General features: G+C 52.4%; 8 protein-coding genes. 5 read left to right on the top strand and 3 right to left on the bottom strand.

Annotated elements, in window-relative coordinates; all coding sequences use genetic code 11:
• Nucleotides 1–143 precede the first annotated feature (143 nt).
• The 3 genes from MXE39_RS10495 to MXE39_RS10485 all read right to left on the bottom strand — a co-directional run bounded on the left by MXE39_RS10495 (nucleotide 144) and on the right by MXE39_RS10485 (nucleotide 7,649).
• Nucleotides 144–2,339 (bottom strand): lecithin retinol acyltransferase family protein, encoded by a 2,196-nt coding sequence (locus tag MXE39_RS10495; protein WP_246978625.1) that lies wholly within the window; start codon nucleotides 2,337–2,339, stop codon nucleotides 144–146.
• A gap of 2,240 nt (nucleotides 2,340–4,579) precedes the next feature.
• Nucleotides 4,580–5,596: an FkbM family methyltransferase gene (locus MXE39_RS10490; protein WP_246978624.1), complete on the bottom strand. Its 1,017-nt coding sequence runs from the start codon at nucleotides 5,594–5,596 to the stop codon at nucleotides 4,580–4,582.
• A 676-nt stretch (nucleotides 5,597–6,272) separates the two neighbouring features.
• Entirely contained in the window at nucleotides 6,273–7,649 is a 1,377-nt protein-coding gene (locus tag MXE39_RS10485; protein WP_246978623.1) for a class I SAM-dependent methyltransferase, read from the bottom strand.
• Nucleotides 7,650–8,959: 1,310 nt separating this feature from the next.
• Here MXE39_RS10485 and MXE39_RS10480 point away from each other — a divergent pair.
• The 5 genes from MXE39_RS10480 (at nucleotide 8,960) to MXE39_RS10455 (ending at nucleotide 20,239) form a co-directional block, all read left to right on the top strand.
• Nucleotides 8,960–10,144: an efflux RND transporter periplasmic adaptor subunit gene (locus MXE39_RS10480; RefSeq protein WP_246978622.1), complete on the top strand. Its 1,185-nt coding sequence runs from the start codon at nucleotides 8,960–8,962 to the stop codon at nucleotides 10,142–10,144.
• A gap of 272 nt (nucleotides 10,145–10,416) precedes the next feature.
• Complete coding sequence (locus MXE39_RS13110; protein WP_348647428.1) at nucleotides 10,417–12,648, top strand: MacB family efflux pump subunit; 2,232 nt, start codon at nucleotides 10,417–10,419, stop codon at nucleotides 12,646–12,648.
• A 520-nt stretch (nucleotides 12,649–13,168) separates the two neighbouring features.
• Entirely contained in the window at nucleotides 13,169–14,437 is a 1,269-nt protein-coding gene (gene pepT, locus MXE39_RS10465) for a peptidase T (RefSeq protein WP_246978621.1), read from the top strand.
• A gap of 273 nt (nucleotides 14,438–14,710) precedes the next feature.
• Complete coding sequence (gene rfbD / locus MXE39_RS10460) at nucleotides 14,711–15,769, top strand: dTDP-4-dehydrorhamnose reductase (protein WP_246978620.1); 1,059 nt, start codon at nucleotides 14,711–14,713, stop codon at nucleotides 15,767–15,769.
• 2,688 nt (nucleotides 15,770–18,457) lie between these two features.
• Nucleotides 18,458–20,239 (top strand): TolC family protein, encoded by a 1,782-nt coding sequence (locus tag MXE39_RS10455; protein WP_246978619.1) that lies wholly within the window; start codon nucleotides 18,458–18,460, stop codon nucleotides 20,237–20,239.
• Nucleotides 20,240–20,832: the final 593 nt, after the last annotated feature.

The raw sequence follows: 20,832 nt of genomic DNA, 5'->3' as shown, positions 1-20,832 counted from the left end.
GTCTCAACGGGCAGATACAGAACAAAAAGCCCCGGCATCTTGCGATACCAGGGCTCAGTGCCGGTTATGAATCATAAATACCGATCGTGTTGAAAAGTGCCTGGCTGTCGTGCTGTCGGCCATAAACAGGTATTACATGGAGGCTACTGTCTCGGGGCGGAGCGGTCAGTGCCTGAGGCCTGGTTATGGCGGCGGATATCACGGGCCAGTTCGGTCTGAACCTGGGAGATTACTTTGACTGCCATATCATTGAGCGACAGGTTGCGGCTGTCACGTGTTGTCTGTCCGGTGGTGCCAGCAGCTGCAGCCTCGGCAGCAGCGCCTGCAGCGCATGTGGCGCCGGCTGCGGCTGCGGCAGCTGACGAAGCCGATGAGCAGGTTGAATCCTGAGCTGTGCCTTGATTGAGGCTTTGACTGTTGCGCTGCTCAGCTGTATCTGTGGTGCACTGAGGGCTGTAAGGAGAGCAGTCAGTTGCAAGGTCACCCGGCCAGTCAGATACAGTGGCTGAGCCGGTGCCGGAGGTGTTGCCATGGGCACGGGCTGCCACGGCAGCGGCAGCAGCATCGGCTGCCATCTGAGAGCTGAACATGGAGCGGGCGCAGGCAGTGATATCACTGGCGGTATGGCTGTTGAGCCCGGCAGTGGCGCTGTGGTCAAGGCCGGCTGGCATATCAGCATGTGCTCGTGCATGGCGGCGGGAGAGCTTTTCATTGGCAGCATCAATATGACGGAATGCGGCCACAAACATCTCAGGCATAAGCTTGATGTGAATGTGAGGCAGCTGGTTGTCCCATGGGCATGGGGACGAGCCCTGGCCTTCCTGAGTTGTGCTCTGAGCTCGTCTTACCTCGCTGGCCTGCTGGGCACGCGCGCGGGAATTAAAGTAGGCTGATGCCGAGGTAAAGCTTGAAGGATCAGGCTCGGCCACAGTCTGAGCAGCTGCAGGGGCGCCTGCTGCAGGCTCCTGGCTGTCAGATGCAACAGCTGCTGGAGCTGCAGCAGCTGCAGAGGTTGAATGTGGGGAGCCCCTGACATGTGACGGTCCTGGTAACGACTCATGATGAGGCTGAATTTCATCAGGGTCATTGCTGCGGGAGCGATGAAAGAAGTCGCTTACCAGGTTTATCACCTTAATACTGTCACGAATGGTCTTGTCGGCCTTTTTAATGCCATGGGCAGCCATATCTGCAGGAACCTTTTCGAGGCTGCGGGCAAGTCTTGAAATACCGGCACTGGTAAGCAAAGTGTCCCGGTCAGAGGCATAGGAAAAATGAGTGAGCGCTCCGGCCGGTGCTGATTCAGATCCTTGGGCTGCGTCTGATCCTGTAAGTGAGCTGCTCCTGGTCTCAAAGCCTGGATTGTCTGTTGCGGGGCAGGCCGAGGCTGTCAGCCTGTCTGAGTTCAGGCGGTCCGTCTGGCCGTCAGTTGTGGCAGCAGGGGCGCTCAGGCCGGGGCCGCTGCCTGCTGGGGCGGCGGTGAGGGCGGGGTAGGAATGCGCTGCAGAGGCTTCAGCTGCAGCCTGCAGGGCTGCATCGACCGAACCATGGGCCGCTGCATAGCCAGGAGCATGGCGATTGGCCGTAGCTCCGGCTCCGGCAACAGCCATGGCCGGGTTGAAGTCGTTGTCCAGGGATGAGGTGTAGAACCTTATGCCCAGCTTGTTACTGATATTGTTGATGGCGTCAGCTGAAAAGCTCAGGGAGCTGGCGAGCAGACTGGTAATGCCATTGTGCTTGCGCTGAGCCCACTGGGCATATTCACTTGAAAGCTGGGAGGCTGTGGTAATAAGGGTGGCCAGATTAACTATGCCATTGCGGCTGGTGCCGAAAAAGTCCTCACTTATCTCACGGGCACGCAGCTGGGGATCGCGGGCGCGCTCTTCCTGGGCATTGATACGGGCCAGAGCCTGATCAAGGGCGCTGGGGTCGTCAAAGACAATTTTGAGGCAGCCTTTGAGAAAGTCTGATTTCTGGAAGATGGAGTAGAAGGGAATAATGGTCAGGATAAGGTTATCGACCTGACGGGAGTTTTCCACTCCGTCAATGCACCAGTTAACGAAGTGTTCACAGTTGCGGGTCAGCAGATTGTAGTGATTTTCACCAAGGCGCATCATGCCGCGCTGCACCGCTTCCATACCGCTGTAGCGGGCATTGTGGTGCTCACGAATAAAGATTTCATGGCCATGAGCAAAGGCCTCGATATCTACAATCTTGACGCCGTCATGCTGCAGATACTCAAGAACATTGCCATCACCAAGGTACAGGCCGTGATGGGTATAGCCAAAACGACGTGCAATCAGGTGATCTCCGCATTTGAGCAGAGGATTAACTGGAGCCATAAAAATGTCCTTCTGCCTTAACTGGTGAATGGAAATATGCACAGCTGACTGACCTTCATCATAAAAAGATGCACTGCAGGCAAAGTGCGGCTGTACTGTCATTCTACATGGTAGCAGCAAGCTGAAAAATCAAGCACGCTCACAGCTTCAGCCATTAGTCACTAATCGAGCAGCCATAGACCTCCCCACCACCACAGCATCTCCTCACCACCAAAGCATCTCCGCAGAAACGCCGCCGATCAGCATCCCCGCCGCAAAAGCATGCACAGTCCGTATCAGTGCTCAACCTCAATGGTTTCGGGCACTGTGCGTCTGAGGGCAAAATCTGCTCTTTTCCCACACCAAAACAGCACACACCAGGCACCTTTCCAACCTCTGACAGGGCTACATACAGCAGCAAAATTTTCACATAAATCTCGGATTCGTAAACTGCATCAGCCATGACCTGACAACAGCCACAGGCTTACATCTGCTTGTGCCCGGCCAGCAACGACCCATGCAAGCTCAGTCACCGCAGTGCCTGCCGTCAGTTGCGTAGCACACTTGAGCAGGGCGAAAAGTGATGGGCAGACTCTGCATTAGCAAAAGGGATAATGCCCTGTGGTCGCGGAGTATTTCATTGCCTGGCATTTTTTAATAGCCGGGGCTGGTCTGAGCCATCTAGCGCAGGGCATTCTTATAATTGTCCAAAATACCTTTATGCTGATATATATCATATTCGTGCCTTGATGTGTACTTTTAAAAACAGTGCACAGTAAGGCACGGAAAAGGCACGCGTTTTGGCGCATTTGAGCGTACTTATGGCATGCAAGGTATGCCAGATTAGCCATACAGCACAGCACCTGAACGCTACCTTATGCTGCGATATTGCTCCACAGCGAGGACTGGCAGGCTCACATGCTGGTGCTGCAAAGTCTCAGATTTTTACCGTACGGTAAAACTGCGGTCTTGCTGGTGTGGTGCATAAGCCAAGGCATCATTAATCAAAGAGCAGGGCTTTCAATATTGGCGGGTGCAGATGCAGGGGCAAGAGACAGCACAGGCATGGGATGTATGCCTGAAAGGACTGTGTCCGGGATATGACTGGCCTTTATACATCTGGACGTTAACTCCCTGATTGCATGGCAGGGAGTCACCTGTCTGGTGAAGGGTGACTGACATGGAAAGAGCGCTCAGACAGAAGGCATAACAGATGTCCTGGTGGCTGGTGGCTGTTGGGTGAAAGTCTGAAATCGGAGGGAAGCCGGGACCGAGGTTGAGGCTTAGGCTGACTCTGAGACTCAAGCCTGCTCTGAGCCGTAATAAGCTGGCCTGGCCTGGTCTGGCTTTAAGGAGGGTAGGAGAAAATAGTGGAAATCAGGAGGAAATAGGGGAAAAACAGTGCACCATTTTTCACCGTACGGTAAAACTTTATGGTATTTCACCGTACGGTAAAACTTCATGCTGTTTTACCGTACGGTAAAACACTAGAATGAACGTATATGCAAGTGAGGTATTTATGTGTTTGGTTATATAAGTGCTGCTCATGACCTGAGTAAAGTCAGGCAATAATTATGGTTATGGCTAAGGCACTAATCCCTGGACAAAACCGACATCCATATTCACCCCGTCACACTGACTATCCCAGCCCCTCAAATACCAGCCACTCCTCCCAGCCCCTGCCACCTTGCTCAGGCCCCCGTACCCTGACGCAGCCATGCTCCCGGCCAGCTCTCAGACGTGTTTTACTTCAATATACATAGAGGCAAACGAGCATGGGCGCCACTTGAGCACGGCCAAATGGTGAAACCGACAGCACAGAGATGATAAGCCGCCAGGAACTGTTACATAGCCGCCAATACCCGCAGTCCAGACACCAGACCACCGAGCCGCCAAAGTGCCGAACCAATCTGCCTGACCATCAAGGTCTGAGCTGTTCGGTCAAACTGCCCGAACCCAAAATGCTGAGGGCAGCCCCTGCCATGCAGGAGCTGCCCTCGCATTAATAAAAGCACTACAGTGAAACAGGCTGCAGCTAAAAGGACCTCACCTCTCCACTATGCCATCGGGCATCAGGTAGCATCAAAGCCATGGCGCACAGTGCAGGGTAAGTCCAGAGATGTGCTCATACCGGGGATATTGTCCTTGCTCTGGCAAACACAGAGACCAATTGCAGCCCATGCCCATATCCAGAGCCCGGCTCAGGCCATTTCTCATGCTTAGCCACGCACTAACAGGCACGCATGCCTTCTGCAGGTCTCTTAGTAGGCAATCAGCACCAGGTCGGTAAGGGGCAGACAGATGGAGCTGCGACGCACCTGGAAACGGTAGCCCAGGTTGAGGCTCTCAATATAGCTCTTGAGCTCATAGAACTCTTCGGGGGTGTGGTAGAAAGCCAGTACCAGTACCGGGTGACTCTTTTTGATGGTCTCCAGTGCGCCCCTGATAACCTCTGGCTCAAAGCCCTCAACATCTACCTTGATAAGGCCCACATCAAGGTTATGCTCCCTGACGTAATCATCAAGGGTAATAACCTCCACATCCTCATAGAAGTCATCGCCCTTATGGTAGTCAATGGCCATGGAGGCAGTAGCATCCGGTATGCTTCTGGTCCTGCTCAGTCTGATGGTGCCCGGCTTTTCACCAAGGCCTTTCTTATGAGCAAGGATATTGCCTGCCTTAATATCATCAGCCAGCATGTTGCTCAGCTGCTTGTAGCTCAGGTCACCAGGCTCAAAGCTGTGCAGCTTTGAGTTGCCAAACAGTGCCTTGAACAGCAGCAGGGTATCGCCCACAAAACCGCCAGCATCGATAATGTCCCTGCCATTCAGGGAGGCCAGCATGCCAGCTGGCAGGTCGTACAGACCATAAAGACTGGTAAAGCTCGAGCCCCAGTCCTGAGCTACCTGCCTGAGGAAAGGCGGGTTGTCAGCTTCCTTTTTCTGTATGTAGTTATCCAGCAGAGCACGGTCAACATTTGTCCAGGCATAGCTTTCCTTTACCAGGATGGCACTGTCGGAGCGGGCAAGCTCCACCAGTCGCTCATGCAGGTCTATGTACTCACATGAGACATCATCAAGACCATCCTTGAGTCTACCAAGCACTTCAGCCATGACATGATGATCACGGTAATGAGCAAACTGCTCGGTCCACATGAAATTGAGATTTCTGTAGTTGCTGCAAACGTAATTGCCGAATGCCTCGGCATTCATAGGCACATTCTTTCCGTTGATGTTTAAGGTCGCAACGATTTTTGACTGTTCGTTTGAGGCCGCCATTAGGTCCATCTCCTGCCTGCATGATTAGATTTTTGCCCAGTATTATACGCTTTTGCCCACCATAGCATCAGACACACATGCCTGAAGCCGATGAACTGGCTGTGGAACCTGCCGAAGACCAGGATGAGCTTATCAATAAGCTCATATGCAGCTGTAGCTGTGGCAATCCAGAGTTTGGTACAGTTTTCATAAGCAGCAATGCTTTTGCTCAGAAGTGGGGAGCTAACCCGGATGATTTACGTATGTTTATCAGCACCATATCATTACGTGAGTTGTCACCAGGAAAGGTAAATCCTGAAATTGCTGACTGTCAGAGCTGTAGAGCAGCAGGAGGAGAGCTGGCAAAAACAGCATTTATGCGCCAGTTTCGTGATGCAGTAGTGTCCTGTGTCAATGGTTAGTGTATTCCTCTGACCAGGCGCTGATCTTTGCCATTGCTTTGAACTGTAAAGCTCATAGCACTTTGCAGCTCATACCTTTGATCCATGAAGGCAAACTCAGGCTGCTTTTGCTACTTCTGGACTATTAATCTGAAGTCATTGGTATAGCCTTTCGGTATAAGGCTGGTAATGGATTTACAGGTAACTAATTGGGCAGCGCTGCAGATTCAGCCTGATTACCGATGGAGGTCTTAGTACGGGAGCTGCAGCCGCAGGCCGGGACTGCGGCCGTGCGGTCAGTTGATGAGGATTTCAAAGCCCTTGAGGTAGAAGGTTTCAGGGCATGGCAGGGATACCAGGTGGTCAATGTCCTGGCGCAGGGTGGTGACTATCTGAGCTTCAACTTTGGCCTCCAGGGCAGCATCAGCAATAATCTTCTGGAAGAGCTCTTCAGTCATGAGGCCAGAGCAGGAGAAAGTAAGCAGTCGTCCGCCTGGACGTACCAGCTGCATGCCAAGACGGTTGATGTCCTGATAGCCACGGCAGCCGCTGTTGAGGTTGCTGCGGTTTTCAATAAACTTTGGCGGGTCAAGAATGACAATATCGAATTTGGTTCCGGCTGCCACCTGCTCACGAAGATATTCAAAGACATCCTTTTTGATGAACTTGCAGCGGCCTGGATCGAGATGATTCTCCACCACACCCTCACGGGCTGCATTAAGAGCATGCTCGGAAACATCCACGTTATAAACAGCACCGGCTCCGCCCTTCAGGGCCAGCAGACCAAAACCGCCGGTGTAGGAGAAGCAGTTAAGTACGCTCGGACCCTTCTTGCAATTCTCGCTCATGGTCTTAAAGGTACGGCACAGCTCATAGGTGTGGTAGCGGCTCTGACGCTGGTCCAGGTAGCCGCCGGTCTTATGACCGTTTTTAACATCAATAGGGATGTGTACCAGCCCACGTTCCTGAACAAAGAGAGTATCAGGAACGGCCTCATCAAGCTCGATAAACTCTGATCCACCCTCGCCATCGTCGATGCGGCGTACCCTGGAAATCTGACGTGAGTCTTTAAGGGCATTGCCCTGACCGTCCCTGAGGTTATAAGCGCGGCTCAGGTCCTCAGGATCTACAAGGCCGGCACGCAGCGGCAGATTCTCCTTGCGGCGCGATTTGGCATCAGAACGCTCGTACAGATAGCAGTCAGGCTCCAGCTCATGCAGAGCGCGGAAGATATGCTCATAAAGAGCCTCCATACCGGCAGATGACAGGGCAGCGCAGATAACATTATTGAAGCGGTCAACAATCAGGCCAGGCATGAAATCGCCTTCGGCTGCCACAAGGCGGATACCGTGATCGCCCCGGGCCACCAGAGGAGCTCTGCGGGCAATGGCGGCACGCAGGCGCTCTTTGACAAAATCGTAGTCTATGCGGTCTTCTTCATTAAAAGAAATGGCGCGCAGCACTATCTGAGAGCTTGGTGACCAGTGGGCATAACAAAGGAATTTGCCATCGCTGGAAACAACCTTGCACAGGGTGCCTGATTTAACCTTGTCCATATCTGCAGGCTGGCCGGTCTTGCTGTCCTGAGCATGGGAAACAGCCTTGGAGAAAATCCACGGATGACGGCGCAGCAGTGATTTTTCACGGCCTTGATGAAGCACAAAGGAGATCATAGATAGGGGCGCTCCTGACAGATATGGGTATAAATCAAAAATGGAATGATGAATTATAACCAAAAGGGTCTGCAAAGATTCAGCTCTGTGAGCATAAGCACAGCCCAAAGCACATATTGATGCCCTTGCAATGGCAGTAAGACAGCCCGGATCTGCACCTCTTCAGACAGCAATGACGAGGCAGGGGTTACAGTGATGATGAGCTGAGTCACTGATATCAGGATACAGGTATGAAAGAGATCAGGGCAGTGGGAGTACAGAGAGCAGATGAGCTGGATGACTGACAGCAGGAGACAGGAGTGACGTAGTTCATGGTACCGGGATGACAGAGATCGGGATAGATGTATGACAGAGAGCATGAGACAGAAATGACCTGGATCAGGGTACCGGGATGACATAGATCGGGTTATCTGTGTGACAGATAGCATGCGACAGAAATGACCAGGATCAGGGCAGTGGGATGGCCGGGAAAAATTTGTATCTTGCTATGTCTGCGCTGTGTTTTGCTCTTGTATGCTAGTAGTGCCATAAAGACTGACAGTATGGGATTATTGACCACTTTCACATTGGCTTATGTTGTAAGTTATTTGAATAGTTAGCTAAGGCTAATTTTTTTTGATAAAATCCCACCTTCAAAATAATTCAGGTGTATGAGTTTTGCCATCCAGCTGGCCTGATACAGGTACTGCCTCCGGTACTGGCCACTGTAATGAGCCCGGTCCTGTGTCCAGGATCATCTGTGCTCACTTCCTGAAGAGATTGCCTCAGTCATGGCGCCGTATGCCATAAGGTGTGCATGCGGCAACCTGAGCGAATTATTTATCCCCGGCCCGGGTCATGGCACAACGGATTAGTCCTGGCAGTACACCTCCAGCCAGGCTGGTCTGATATTGTCTTTTTCAGGGCGCAAGGCCCTCAGTGCCCTCAGTGCTTTATATTAATGAATCTGCACTGCAATCAGGACAATGATTTTCCATCTTTCAGGGTTTTATTTCCGGTATATGATCGTACCCCCTGCGCATATGCTTTTCCGGCAATGGACGTGCAGTGTCAACAGCCCCGTCCGTACGCCTGTTGTGAGGCTGTTTATCAGTCGTGCGTCCACAGGCTGCTGGCGGCATTGCGTCATTGCCGGTATTACCATGATTGCGGGAATAACTTTGCCCGGGGCTGGTATGACAGCGTGTTTGTACGAAGCAGTCAGGTGACGGGGCATAACAGTGCTCAGCCTGGATTGACGAGGCAGGGCCTGATGCTTCTGACACTTGTTGTAGTTCTTTCTTGTGAGTTTTTTGATGAAAAAAGACAGGTTGATCAAATACGGAGTGCTTGGAGCAGCTGCCCTGGTGCTGCTGGGCTGGGCAGGATGGAGTGCCTTTAAGGTTGATCCTCCATCCTATATGACTGCTATGCCTGCAGTTCGCGATATTGAGCAAAAGGTCTATGCTACCGGTACTATTGCCGGCAAGGTGTCAGTAGACGTTGGTGCCCAGGTATCAGGTCAGATTAAAAAGCTCTATGTCTCACGAGGCGACAGAGTAAGTGAGGGTGACCTCCTGGCTGAGATTGACCCTGACATTCAGGAAAACAATCTCAAGCGAGCTCAGGCTGAAGAGAGTCTGATTGCAGCTCAGATACGCTCGAAAAAGGCTCAGCTGGTAATGCTCAGGGCTGAAAATACCCGTCAGAAGAATCTGCTCAAAAAGCAGGCAACCTCAGAGCAGAGTGCGCAGCAGGCAGCTGCCCAGTATGAAATGGCCCTTGCTGACCTCGATGCTCTCAATGCCCAGTATGAGCAGGCAAAGATTTCTGTAGCTGATGCCGCAACCAATCTTGGATATACCCGTATTCTTGCTCCAATGGACGGTACAGTCTTCGCCCTGCCTGTAGAGGAAGGTCAGACTGTAAACGCCAATCAGACCACACCTACCATTGTCCGTCTTGCTGATCTGCAGACCATGACTGTTGAAGCTGAGATTTCTGAGGCAGATGTGGTTAAGGTGGCTCCGGGCATGGACTGCCGTTTTACCATCATGGGCCTGCCAGATCGCTACTTTGAGGCAAGGCTGCGTTCCATTGATCCGGCTCCGGCATCAGCTGAAAGCTCAACTGCATCCGGTGCTGCATCTACAGGCGGCATGTCATCAACAGCAATTTACTACAATGCACTGCTTGATGTGGATAACAGTGAAGGCATATTGCGTATCGACATGACAGCCGAGGTTGAAATTACCATTGCCAGAGCAAAGCAGGTCAAAGCCGTGCCGCTGGCTGCGTTAAAGACACGTGCTGGCAGCTCTGAGGCTACTGTTTACCAGCTGGTAGATGAGGAAGTTGTACCGGTTACGATTAAAACAGGCATTAAGGATGATCAGTATATCGAGGTCCTTGACAGTAATTTTGATACCTCAATTCCTCTCATCATTGGCGATGATGTCGCAACTGCAGCATATTCAGCTTCCCAAAACCGCCGTCGCGGCCCGCCAATGTTCTAAACGCCTGGCGTCATGAGCCGTGCACCATATGCAGGGTATAAGTCGCAAAGCAACATGCCAATGCTGCACGAGCAAAGCGACATGCCAGTGCTGCACGCGCAATGCGAAATGCCAGGGATGAATGTGCAAGGCTGCATAGGCAAGGCGCAAGGCTGCACGCTCAATACGCCTGACAAAAGGTGCCATAAGCCGCAGGCGTTGAGGGGCGGTCCCTGGATTTGAGTACGGTACGCTATCTCAGTGACATGACCGGTCAGTAGAGGAGAATGTGAGTGGAAACCGAGGTTTTGCTGGAACTTAAAGATGTACGCCGCTCCTATCAGTCAGGTACATCAACAGTAGAGGTGCTTCATGGCATCAACCTTACCGTACAGGCAGGGGAGATGCTGGCCATTATTGGTCCGTCAGGTTCGGGCAAGTCAACCTTGATGAATATCATTGGCTGCCTTGATAACCCAAGTGCCGGCAGCTACCGCGTAATGGGGCAGGATACGCTCAATATGGAGCCTGATGAGCTGGCCGCACTGCGTCGTGATTTCTTTGGCTTTATCTTCCAGCGCTATCATCTGCTGGGCCATCTGTGTGCCCGGGAAAATGTCCAGGTGCCGGCTGTATATGCCGGTGTGCGTAAAGGCAAAAGAGATGAGCGTGCCCGCATGCTCCTTGAAACTCTGGGACTGGCCGAACGTACTGAATACCGTCCATCTCAGCTCTCTGGCGGTCAGCAGCAGCGCGTATCCATTGCCCGTGCTCTGATGAACGGCGGCCAGATTATTCTGGCTGATGAGCCTACAGGCGCTCTTGATACCAGATCAGGTCAGGATGTAATGCGCACCCTGCAGGAGCTCAATGCCCTTGGTCATACCGTCATTATCGTTACCCATGATCCGCGCATTGCAGCCTGCGCCCGCCGCGTTATCGCCATTGAAGATGGCAACATCAAGTCAGATACCATCAATGAGCATGTGGCATCTGCTTCATCTTTAAGAGGCTCTTCTGACAGTCATGATGAGACTCATGAGGCAGGCTCCTCGGCAGCATCCACTAATGAAACATCAGACAGTCATGCACAACAAGGCTCCCAGGCCGGAGTCTCTTCAGGAGCGGGCGCTGCAGCAGGTTCAGCAGCAGGTGCCGTAGCCGGTACAGGAGCGGGCGCCGCAGCAGGGGCAGCAGCTGCTGGTGTCGCCGGGGCCGGTGGTGCTGCAGCATCTGGTGCAGCTGATGTTGCCAGTGGCGGTATAGCAGCTGGTCACGGTGCCAGTGGCACTCTGGTAAAGAATCATTGGTCGCGCACCTGGAGCTCGTATCTGGATCGCTTCAAGGAAGCATTTGTCATGGCCTATAGAGCCATGCTTTCTAACCGTATGCGTACCCTGCTTACCATGCTGGGCATCATTATCGGCATTATGGCCGTGGTATCAGTTGTAGCGCTGGCACGAGGCGCTTCGGACCGTATCATTGCCAATATCGCTGCTATGGGTACCAATACCATTACCATTTATCCGGGTACACGTTTTGGCGATGTGCGATCAGGAAGAGTTCGCTCTCTCACCCCGCGTGATCTGTCGGTGCTCAAAGGACAGCCTTTTGTCGACTCGGTCTCGGCCACCATTATGACCAGCAGTCTGCTGCGCCGTGGCTCTGAAGAGTCTAATGCCTCTGTTCAGGGCGTTTCCCAGGATCTGTTCCGTGTCTATGGACTGACTCTCAAAGATGGACGTATCTTTTCAGAGCAGGAGCTTGATGGCAGGGAGCAGGTAGCCGTAATTGACAACAATGCTGCAAAGCTGTTCTTCCCGTATGAAGAACCTGTGGGCAAGACCCTGATAGTGGGCAATATTGCTGTAAAGATTATTGGCGTACTGGCACCTTCTGACTCCTGGATTGTCAGAGGAGAGAATCCCAATGTCTTTATGCCATATACCTCGGTTATGGCCCGTCTGGTCAACCAGGACTATCTGTCATCAATTGTGGTACGTATCAAGGAGGGCTTTGCAGCTCCAGTAGCCGAAAGTTCAATCAAATCTACCCTGGCTGCCCGTCATGGACGTGTGGATTTCTTCATGCAGTCATCAGACACCATCATGAAGTCCATTGAGAGTGCCACCTCCACCTTTACTCTGATGATTTCAGCCATTGCCGTAATCTCCCTTGTGGTAGGCGGTATCGGTGTTATGAACATCATGCTGGTCTCAGTAACTGAAAGAACCAGGGAGATTGGCATACGTATGGCCGTTGGCGCACGTCAGTCTGACATTCTCACCCAGTTCCTGATTGAGGCTGTCATGGTCTGTATGCTCGGTGGCCTGCTCGGTGTAATTCTCTCGTATGTGACAGGCCAGCTGCTCATGCACTTTATACCGGCCATCACTTTGTCATACTCGGTCTTTTCCATTGTTGCAGCCGTTGTGACCTCTTCGGTAATTGGTATTGCCTTTGGCTTCATGCCGGCCCGCTCAGCCTCCCGCCTTAATCCTATCGAGGCTCTGGCACGTGAGTAGTCATGGCAGGTGCTCATGCGCAGGAAAATGAGCGTTCCAGAAAATGACTGACCTGACCGGGTGCAGTGATCAGTAACAGCCAAAAATAACAGCCGGCCGGGCTTTCCAGCTGGCTGTTTTTTTCTGTAACCTCGGTGGGGAAGACCCAGGACATGGTCTTGCTGATGCCGGAATGGCGGGCGTCAGGTCATTACCTGTGGCGTGCGTCAGTTCATTGCCGGTGGCGTGGGTATGAAACTGCAGGGAGGTCTTGTATGAGGCAGCTGGGAGGTCAGGTAGCGCCACGGGCTGTCCATGGCTGATATTGCCCTTTGAGTGAGCACCTGGTCTGATAAGCCCATAATTTTTGTTATCGGAGTGTCATATCAGGGATCTGAGCTGTGCCATAAGATAGAATAGGGGCCAGATTATTTTCTGCAGCCATTAGCGTTTGTGGCTGTCAGGGCGGGCGCTGCCCTCAGAGGCAGCTGTAGTCAGCAGTATGCAGGGCGCGTCCCTGTCAAACCAGGAGCACACAGTTATGCAAAAAGGCGATATCGAGGCATTAAAAGAAAAGATGCAGACAGATGATCTGCTCAAGTTTTTTATTGAACTGCTCGAATTTGATACCAGAGCTGACTTTACCAGTCAGGAAAAGCCTTCCAGCGCAGGTCAGCTCAGACTGGGCGCCCGTCTGTTAAACATCCTTTCCAACCTCAAGCTCTCACCTGTACAGACCAGGGAAGGTGTGATTATTGCCCGCATCCCTGCCACTGCAGGCTACGAGAACAAAGAGCGTCTCTGTCTGCTGGCTCACCTGGACACCGCTCCTGATGCCTCATCTGCCAATGTCAAACCATCTCTGGTAACTGACTATGCAGGTCGCGGTATTGAGCTGGCCTCTGGTGATGTAATTGACCACGAGCTCTCTCCTGAGCTGGCTGGTCATATTGGCGAGGACATTGTGGTAACCGACGGTACCACTTTGCTCGGTGGTGATGACAAGGCCGGTATTGCTGTCATCATGCACCTGATCAAGCACATGGTCGATGATCGCGTGGTCCATGGTCCTGTCACTGCCGTGTTCTCAGTTGATGAGGAAATTGGCCGCTCTACCCGCTATCTTGACCTTGATGTTATTGACTGCGATTTTGCCGTAACCATCGATGGATGTGAGCGTGGTGAGCTTGATGTTGCTACCTTCAATGCCGAGGGTGCCAAGATTATCTTCAAGGGCAAGGTGGTTCACACTGCAGTTGCCTATGGCAAGATGAAGAATGCCCTCAAGATGATGAGCGATTTCATCAGCATGCTCCCTGGCAATGAGGCTCCTGAGACCACTACCGGTCGTGACGGCTTCTACCATGTACATGATGTCATGGGTAATGTCGAGCAGGCTGAGCTCATGATGATTCTGCGTGACTTTGAAAAGGATGGTCTGATGCGCCGCCACAATTTTGTGGAGCACCTGGTAGATGAGATCAATGCCCGCTACGGCATCAATTCCTGTGAGGCAGTTTTCGTCAAGCAGTACGAGAATATGGAAACTGTACTCAAGGAAAACCCTAAGATCGTCAACTACTGCCGCAAGGCCTTTGAGCGTGCCGGTATTGAGCTTACTGAAATGTATGTTCGCGGCGGTACTGACGGCGCCAACCTCAGCTGTCGTGGCCTGCCTTGCCCAAATATCTTTGCAGGTCCTCTCAACTGTCATGGCATTTACGAGTGCCTCCCGGTACCGTCACTGCATGCCAGCTATGAGGTAACCAAAGCCCTGGTAGAGCAGGTAGCTCTGGGCGAGGACAAGTAAGCACATTCGGTGCTATACAGCATCCAGCATCCTGCGTCATGCATCCATCATGAACGAACCGGCAGCGTGATACTGTCGTGCGTGGCTGTCAACATATTGCATCGCATGCAGGGCAGCTTCCGATATGACTGCAGCTCAGTACGCTGAGTCCGAGGTGAGCGGGCAGCCGGGCGAGATTGCGGCAGGGCTGCGGGGCGGGATGGCATCAGGTTGATATGAGATTATGGGCTGGCGCAAGTCAGCCCTTTATTTTGATTTTTCAGGACAGCAATTATGGCCAGGATATTTTTGACCGGCGCAAATGGTCAGGTGGGCAAGGATGTTGAGCTGGCTCTGCTCAGGCAGGGACATACAGTAATTGCCGCAAATCACAGAACTCTGGATATTACCGAAGCTGACAGAGTTATGAGTGCTATCTGCGACAGCATGCCTGATCTGGTGATTAATGCTGCAGCCTATACCAATGTGGAGAAGGCCGAGGACGAGCCGTCAGCTGCCCTCAACGTCAATGCTCTTGGTCCGCGCAATATTGCCAAGGCCTGCGCAGCCTGCAACATTCCGCTGATTCACATCTCTACAGACTATGTGTTTTCTGACGTCAAGCGCCGTGAACACCGCGAGACCGATCCGGTAAAGCCAGAGTGTGAGTACGGCCGCAGCAAGCTTGAGGGTGAAAACTGCATCATTAACTCTGGCTGCCGCCACATCATAGTTCGTACCTCATGGCTTTTTGGCGCCTTTGGCCGCAACTTCGTCAAGATCATGCTTTCCATGGTTCAGGAGCGCAGTGAAATTGCAGTTGTCTGCGATCAGCTGGGCAATCCAACCCCGGTACGACCTCTTGCCGAAGCCCTGGTAATCATGGCTCAGCGCATCCTTGAGGATAAGGACTTTGCTGATTACGGCATCTATCACTTCTGTGGCTATGAACCTACTACCTGGGATAACTTTGCCCGCACCATCTTTGCCCGTGCTATCCCTATGGGGCTGCTCAATCACGATGTCAACGTGCTCTCCATTACCAGCGAGGAGTTCCGCAGCAAGGCTAAACGTCCACGTGACAGCCGCCTCAACTGCGACCGCATCCGTGAAGTCTTCGGCATTGAACCACCATACTGGGAGGATTACCTGGGCGAGGTTATGCATGCCTGGGGCCGTGAGCGTCAGGGCCTGACTCCAGTTGAAGATTATGACCATACAATCAGCATTATGGAAAGAATCACCAATCCTGAGGATCTGCAGCTGCTGGCTAAAAGCATGCAGGAGGCCGATCAGCAGGAGCAGCAAGAGCTGCAGTCCCGGCAGCCTGATCAGCAGATCCAGCAAAGCTGACCTGCTCGGTGATCACCACAGGTAACCTCGATTCCTGAATTACAGCAAAAAGCCCTCTGACAAAGAGGGCTTTTTGCTGGCTGACACGCCAGTTTCAGACTGCATGGCCGCACATTGGCGCGCAGGCTTCCTTAACGCTTACATATTTATGATTATCTTGGGTAAAACAGTGCCATGCGATCAGGGGATTATGCCGCATGGCAGGCCCCAGGCCGCCTGACAGATGGCTTGTCCGCTGGCCATGTGGCCTGCAGACCAGGCAGCCCTGACCGCTGGACGACCAGTGGCCGGATGGACGGCAAGCCAGTCATAACTGACCGCTGGCACGGCCGGTGGCCTGCGGTCGGCAAGCCAGCAGGCTGGGACAGTAGGAGCTTTCAGCCTTTTCTGCGACAGCTTTGATGTCGTTATGTCATAGGCCGCATGTTGCGATCCTCAAGCGGTGGGAGCCGTCGATTCTCTGGTTACTTGTTTGTCAGAGGCTCTGACGGTAAGGGGGCTCATACGGGCCATAAAAGGCTGAGTAGCATAAACATTAATGAAGGTTGAAATAAGCTGAGCCTCAGTCCGATTTCCGGACTGAGGCTCAGCTGGTGATACTTTAGAGTATCAAGGGACCTGGTGGGCTCCGGGCAAGGTCCAGACACTACCATGAGCAATGAATGGCCATGTCCAGCTGACGCTGGACATGGCCAGGGTCTTGGAGAGTAATCCTGCACAGTGATTTCGGAATCTGAGATCACAATCAAATGTCTGCTGCCAAACATTTGATTGGAGACTGAAACTAACAAATCCTGGGTGGCGCTCTAATCTCAAGTGTCACTAAAACTGTTGACACGCGTCGTTATACATTGGTGCAGGCCTGGGCTATCAAGGATCTTCCAATGTTGATGAGTTTACCTTAACTGGTACTGCTCGTTATAACTTCTAATTGAGAGCGGTTAGCTATAGATAACTATTAAACATCTGCCAGACTAATATTAGTTATTGGGTAGCGTGCCTTAACGGTAATACGAGCATTCCAGAATATTGTGCAAATGAGCTAAACAACACATGAATATTGTGTTTTTCCAGATAGCTGAATATGCCCGCTCAAGGAGCCATGCTATGGCTGCTAGGGGTGAAAGGCTTGAGCAAAGGGCTGCTTCCATGAACATACCGCTGCCCCCAAAAAGTTAGATGTCTCCTCAACTCAGAAGCTTTCTAACCTGTCAGGTATGGTTGACCCCGTCTTCAGCAGCTGCTGTCAGACCGGTTGACCATGCCTGAACACTGACATTGAGCAGAGAGTTGCAGGAATAAAAAACAGCCTATATATCAGCTTTTATCAGCTGTCACTAATAGGAGCATGACTTGCCTCTTGTCGATGGCCCAGCCAAAAGCATACTGATAAATAAAGGATTCCTTCATCAAGCAAGCGGCTTAGTTACCCGATATCAGTGTAAATCAATGGAGTGCCGGACCTCATAAAACCTGATAAATATGCGGTTAAAATTCCGCATAACATCTGCTCAATGTCAGGAACAAAAGTACCTGTCGTCCATTTCCTCTGGGAAGGGATGCCGCCCCAGGGGTTTTGTGCGTCTGCTTCCTGCCGCCTCAGTCCGGGATCTGGCTCTATTGATTGAGAGTCATGATGCCCAGCCATTCCTTTCGTCAGCCAGGTCCTGTCCGCCACTGCCCGGCCACCGGCCGTGCTGCCTGTCTGGTTTCCCAGCTTGTCGGTCATCCGACTACCGTCCGTACCTCCCGCAAGGAGTCCTGGCTTGCTGTCCATCCGGTCACCGTCACAGTACCTCCCGCCAGGAGGCCTGGCCTGCTGTCCATCCGACCCCGGCCGTGCCACCGGGTGTGCCACCGGTCAGAGCTGCCTTGCTATCAGGCTGCATGGTCATCGGACAAGCCATCTGTCAGGCGGCCTGTGGCCAGCCATGAGGTATAATCCCCTGATCGCATGGCACAATTTTATCCAAGATGATCATAAATATGTAAGCGTTAAGGAAGCCTGCCCGTATCTGAGGCCGGATTGGGCCGGTCCTTTCTTCGGCAGCTTCGCCAGGGCAGGTTATGAGAGGATGACATAGCGGCACTCCCATTATTAGGACAAAAGGCGATCTGCCTAAGCAGCAGCTAATAACTCAGTCTGATAATTGTTGATGAGTGCAGAGGGCTGCACTCAGTAAGTTCACGAACAGAGCTCTAAAGTTATCTGACCTCCGGTCCAGATGGATTGGATACAGCAAACAGACCATTAAAGCCTTGCAACTGTCGCAACCTGTCCCCATATCTTTCTTATCGGGGGCTTAATGTCAGTTAGATGACCGGGCTGGCCCGGCAGGGCCTACGGGCCTGGTGAGTAGATAGGGCCGACGGGCCTGGTGAGTCGATAGGGACGACGGGCCTGGTGAGTCGGTGAGTCCGGCAGGCCTGGTGAGTCGGTGAGGCCGACGGGCCTGGTGAGTCGGAGAGGCCGACGGGCCTGGTGAGTCGGTGAGGCCGACGGGCCTGGTGAGTCGGAGAGGCCGGCAGACCTGGTGCGCCGGTGAGACTGGCAGGCTTGAGAGCCGGGCCGGGGCTTGCCGGCAGGTCGGCGGCAGGGGCTGATGAGATTACCTTAAACAGGTGCAGGCGCATGATGCGCCTGCAGGCTCAGCGTGCGGTAATGGCATTTTTCAGAAGGATTAGAGTGTGGATTTATCTAAGAATAAAGGATTGAGCAGCACATTGCTGGCACTTAGCTGTCTGCTCCTGAGCTCATGCTCCATTAATGAAACCGAGTATGAAAATGCCATTCGTGCTCCACAGGGCTATGGCATGGACAGGCAGCGGTACACGTGCTCAACCGGTACCAGCATGCAGCCTGAAGGAACAGATCCGCGTCTGTGTGGGCCGATTGGGGGCGGGGCACAGTTGTTTTCCGGTGCACAGAACAGATCCGGGACGCAGGCCGGTTCCGATGCCCGCAGCGATGATGCGGCCAGTACCAGCAGTCGCTATGCTCATAAGGCTGACAGCGATAACCCACTGGAAGCGGACTTTTACCGTGTCTTTAATGATGACAATCTCAGTGCTCTGATTGATGGCGCCCTGAAAAACAATTACGATATCAATACTGCCTGGCTCAATCTTAAAAAGGCTCAAAGTGATTATGGCCTTGCCCGCACAGCTCTGCATCCTACAGTTACAGCCGCTCTGTCATCAGGCAGCCGCAAGGATTTAAGCCGCAGCTCCCAGAGTACCAGGTCATCATCAGGCAATTTCGGCCTTTCTTATGAGCTGGATCTCTTTGGCCGCCTCGATGCTGCATCGCGTTCAGGATGGGAGTCTTTCCGTGCCAGTGCCTTTGATTACCGGGCAATGCGTCTTAGCATTATTCAGCGTACCAGTCAGTATTACTGGAGTTATGCCTTTGCCCGCGAGGCTCTTGATCTTGCTGAAGATCAGCTTGAGGCATCCTATAAGCGTCTGGCTCTGATTAAGGAAAAGCAGCTTCAGGGCGCTGCCGATGGTCTTGAATATGATCAGGCCCTGGTGAATCACAAGAATGTAGAGCAGAGTGTCTATCAGCGCAGCTATGAGCTTACCGCAGCACGTAATGCGCTTAACACTCTTCTTGGAGCTTTTGCTGACAGCAATATAGACAGTGCAGTAACTGAAAAGGCCCTGCAGAACACAGTCTGCCCCTCAGTACCGGTCAACATGCCTGCCTCACTGTTAAAGAACCGACCTGATCTCATGGCCAGTGAAGCCCGTGTCCGCGCTGCCTTTGCCAATGTGGACGAGGCCCGCGCCAGTTTCTACCCTCAGTTCAATCTCAATGCTGCGGTTGCAACAGGTTCGGCTGCCTCGCTTGGCAACTTCCTGCTTGATCCTGTGGGCACGCTTGGGGCAGCTCTGACTTTCCCGTTCTTCAACTACAATCAGCTGTCCCTGCAAAAGGAAAGTGCTCTGGTCTCCCGCGATAAGGCACGCCTTGATTTTGCCAACAACTTTATTACTGCTGTACAGGAAGTCTCAGACGGTCTCAACAGCCTGCGCTATCAGGAACAGATGATTGGCAGTACAGCTCTTGAATACGAGCTTGCCGGCAAGAACTATGACCGTATGACTGAGCGCTACCGTTACGGCAGCGCCGCCTTAAGTGAGGTGCTTGATGCCTCAGATACCTTAAGAAGTGCCCAGAGCAAGCTGCTGTCAGCAAGACGTGATTTGCTCAATGCCTCCATGAATGTCATGGTGGCGCTAGGAGGAGACGGTCTTGCAGGCTTTGACGGCAGTGCCATTGCTGATGCCGATGACCCGGCTGCTGCAGTAGCTGCTGGCAAGCATGGAGCAGCGGGCAATCACCAGGCTCCGGCCAGTGCAGCCGATGGGGCAGCCAGTGGCAGCCAGTCAATGCAGATTGTCTCAGGAGCCGAGCTTCCTTACATGCTTCTTGAGAACGCCGGCATATCCTCAGATCATGTCTGACAGCTAACCTCAACTGCAACAGACTTAGCCTGACCTTCTCAAACCAGCCAGCCCCTCCAAGAACCTGACCTGGGCAGCCATAAGCTGCCCAAGAATGGTATGCATGGCACGGCATGGAAGTGCAGGGCTGAGCTGGCAGGCAGGTACTCAGGGAGGGATGCAGGCAGGCGAGCGGGCTGGCAGGAGAGCAGAGCCTGCCTGCCTGAATCAGGTTGCAGATGAGCTGCTCTGAGTTTAGTTGGATATTGTTTTCACAAAGCAAAAAACCGGTGCTCGCCTGGTATGGTGGGCACCGGTTTTTTTTTGATGGGGGCAATTATTGCCGCCGGTAAATTAAGGCAAGCCACATGGATAACAGTCAAGTTCTTGTTAAGTGAGTGTAAAGAACTTGATAAATAAGCCTGTCTTTTTAATTTGAACTTAATAATTTCGGCACAATTTTTTAAAAATTAATCTCAAAAATTTGAATAAAACTTTCCCACAATTATGTACTAAATAAATAGATATCCGTCAATGACAAATATTGATGTGCATAAGACTCTTACTAGTTTTGCGATAAATAAGCGGAATAAGACAAAAACAAATTTAAATAA

The organism is Anaerobiospirillum sp. NML120511 (genome assembly GCF_023050955.1).
GTDB lineage: Bacteria > Pseudomonadota > Gammaproteobacteria > Enterobacterales > Succinivibrionaceae > Anaerobiospirillum.
The sequence above is the reverse complement of the archived record's forward strand: the minus strand, read 5'-3'. Positions and strand labels throughout refer to the sequence as shown.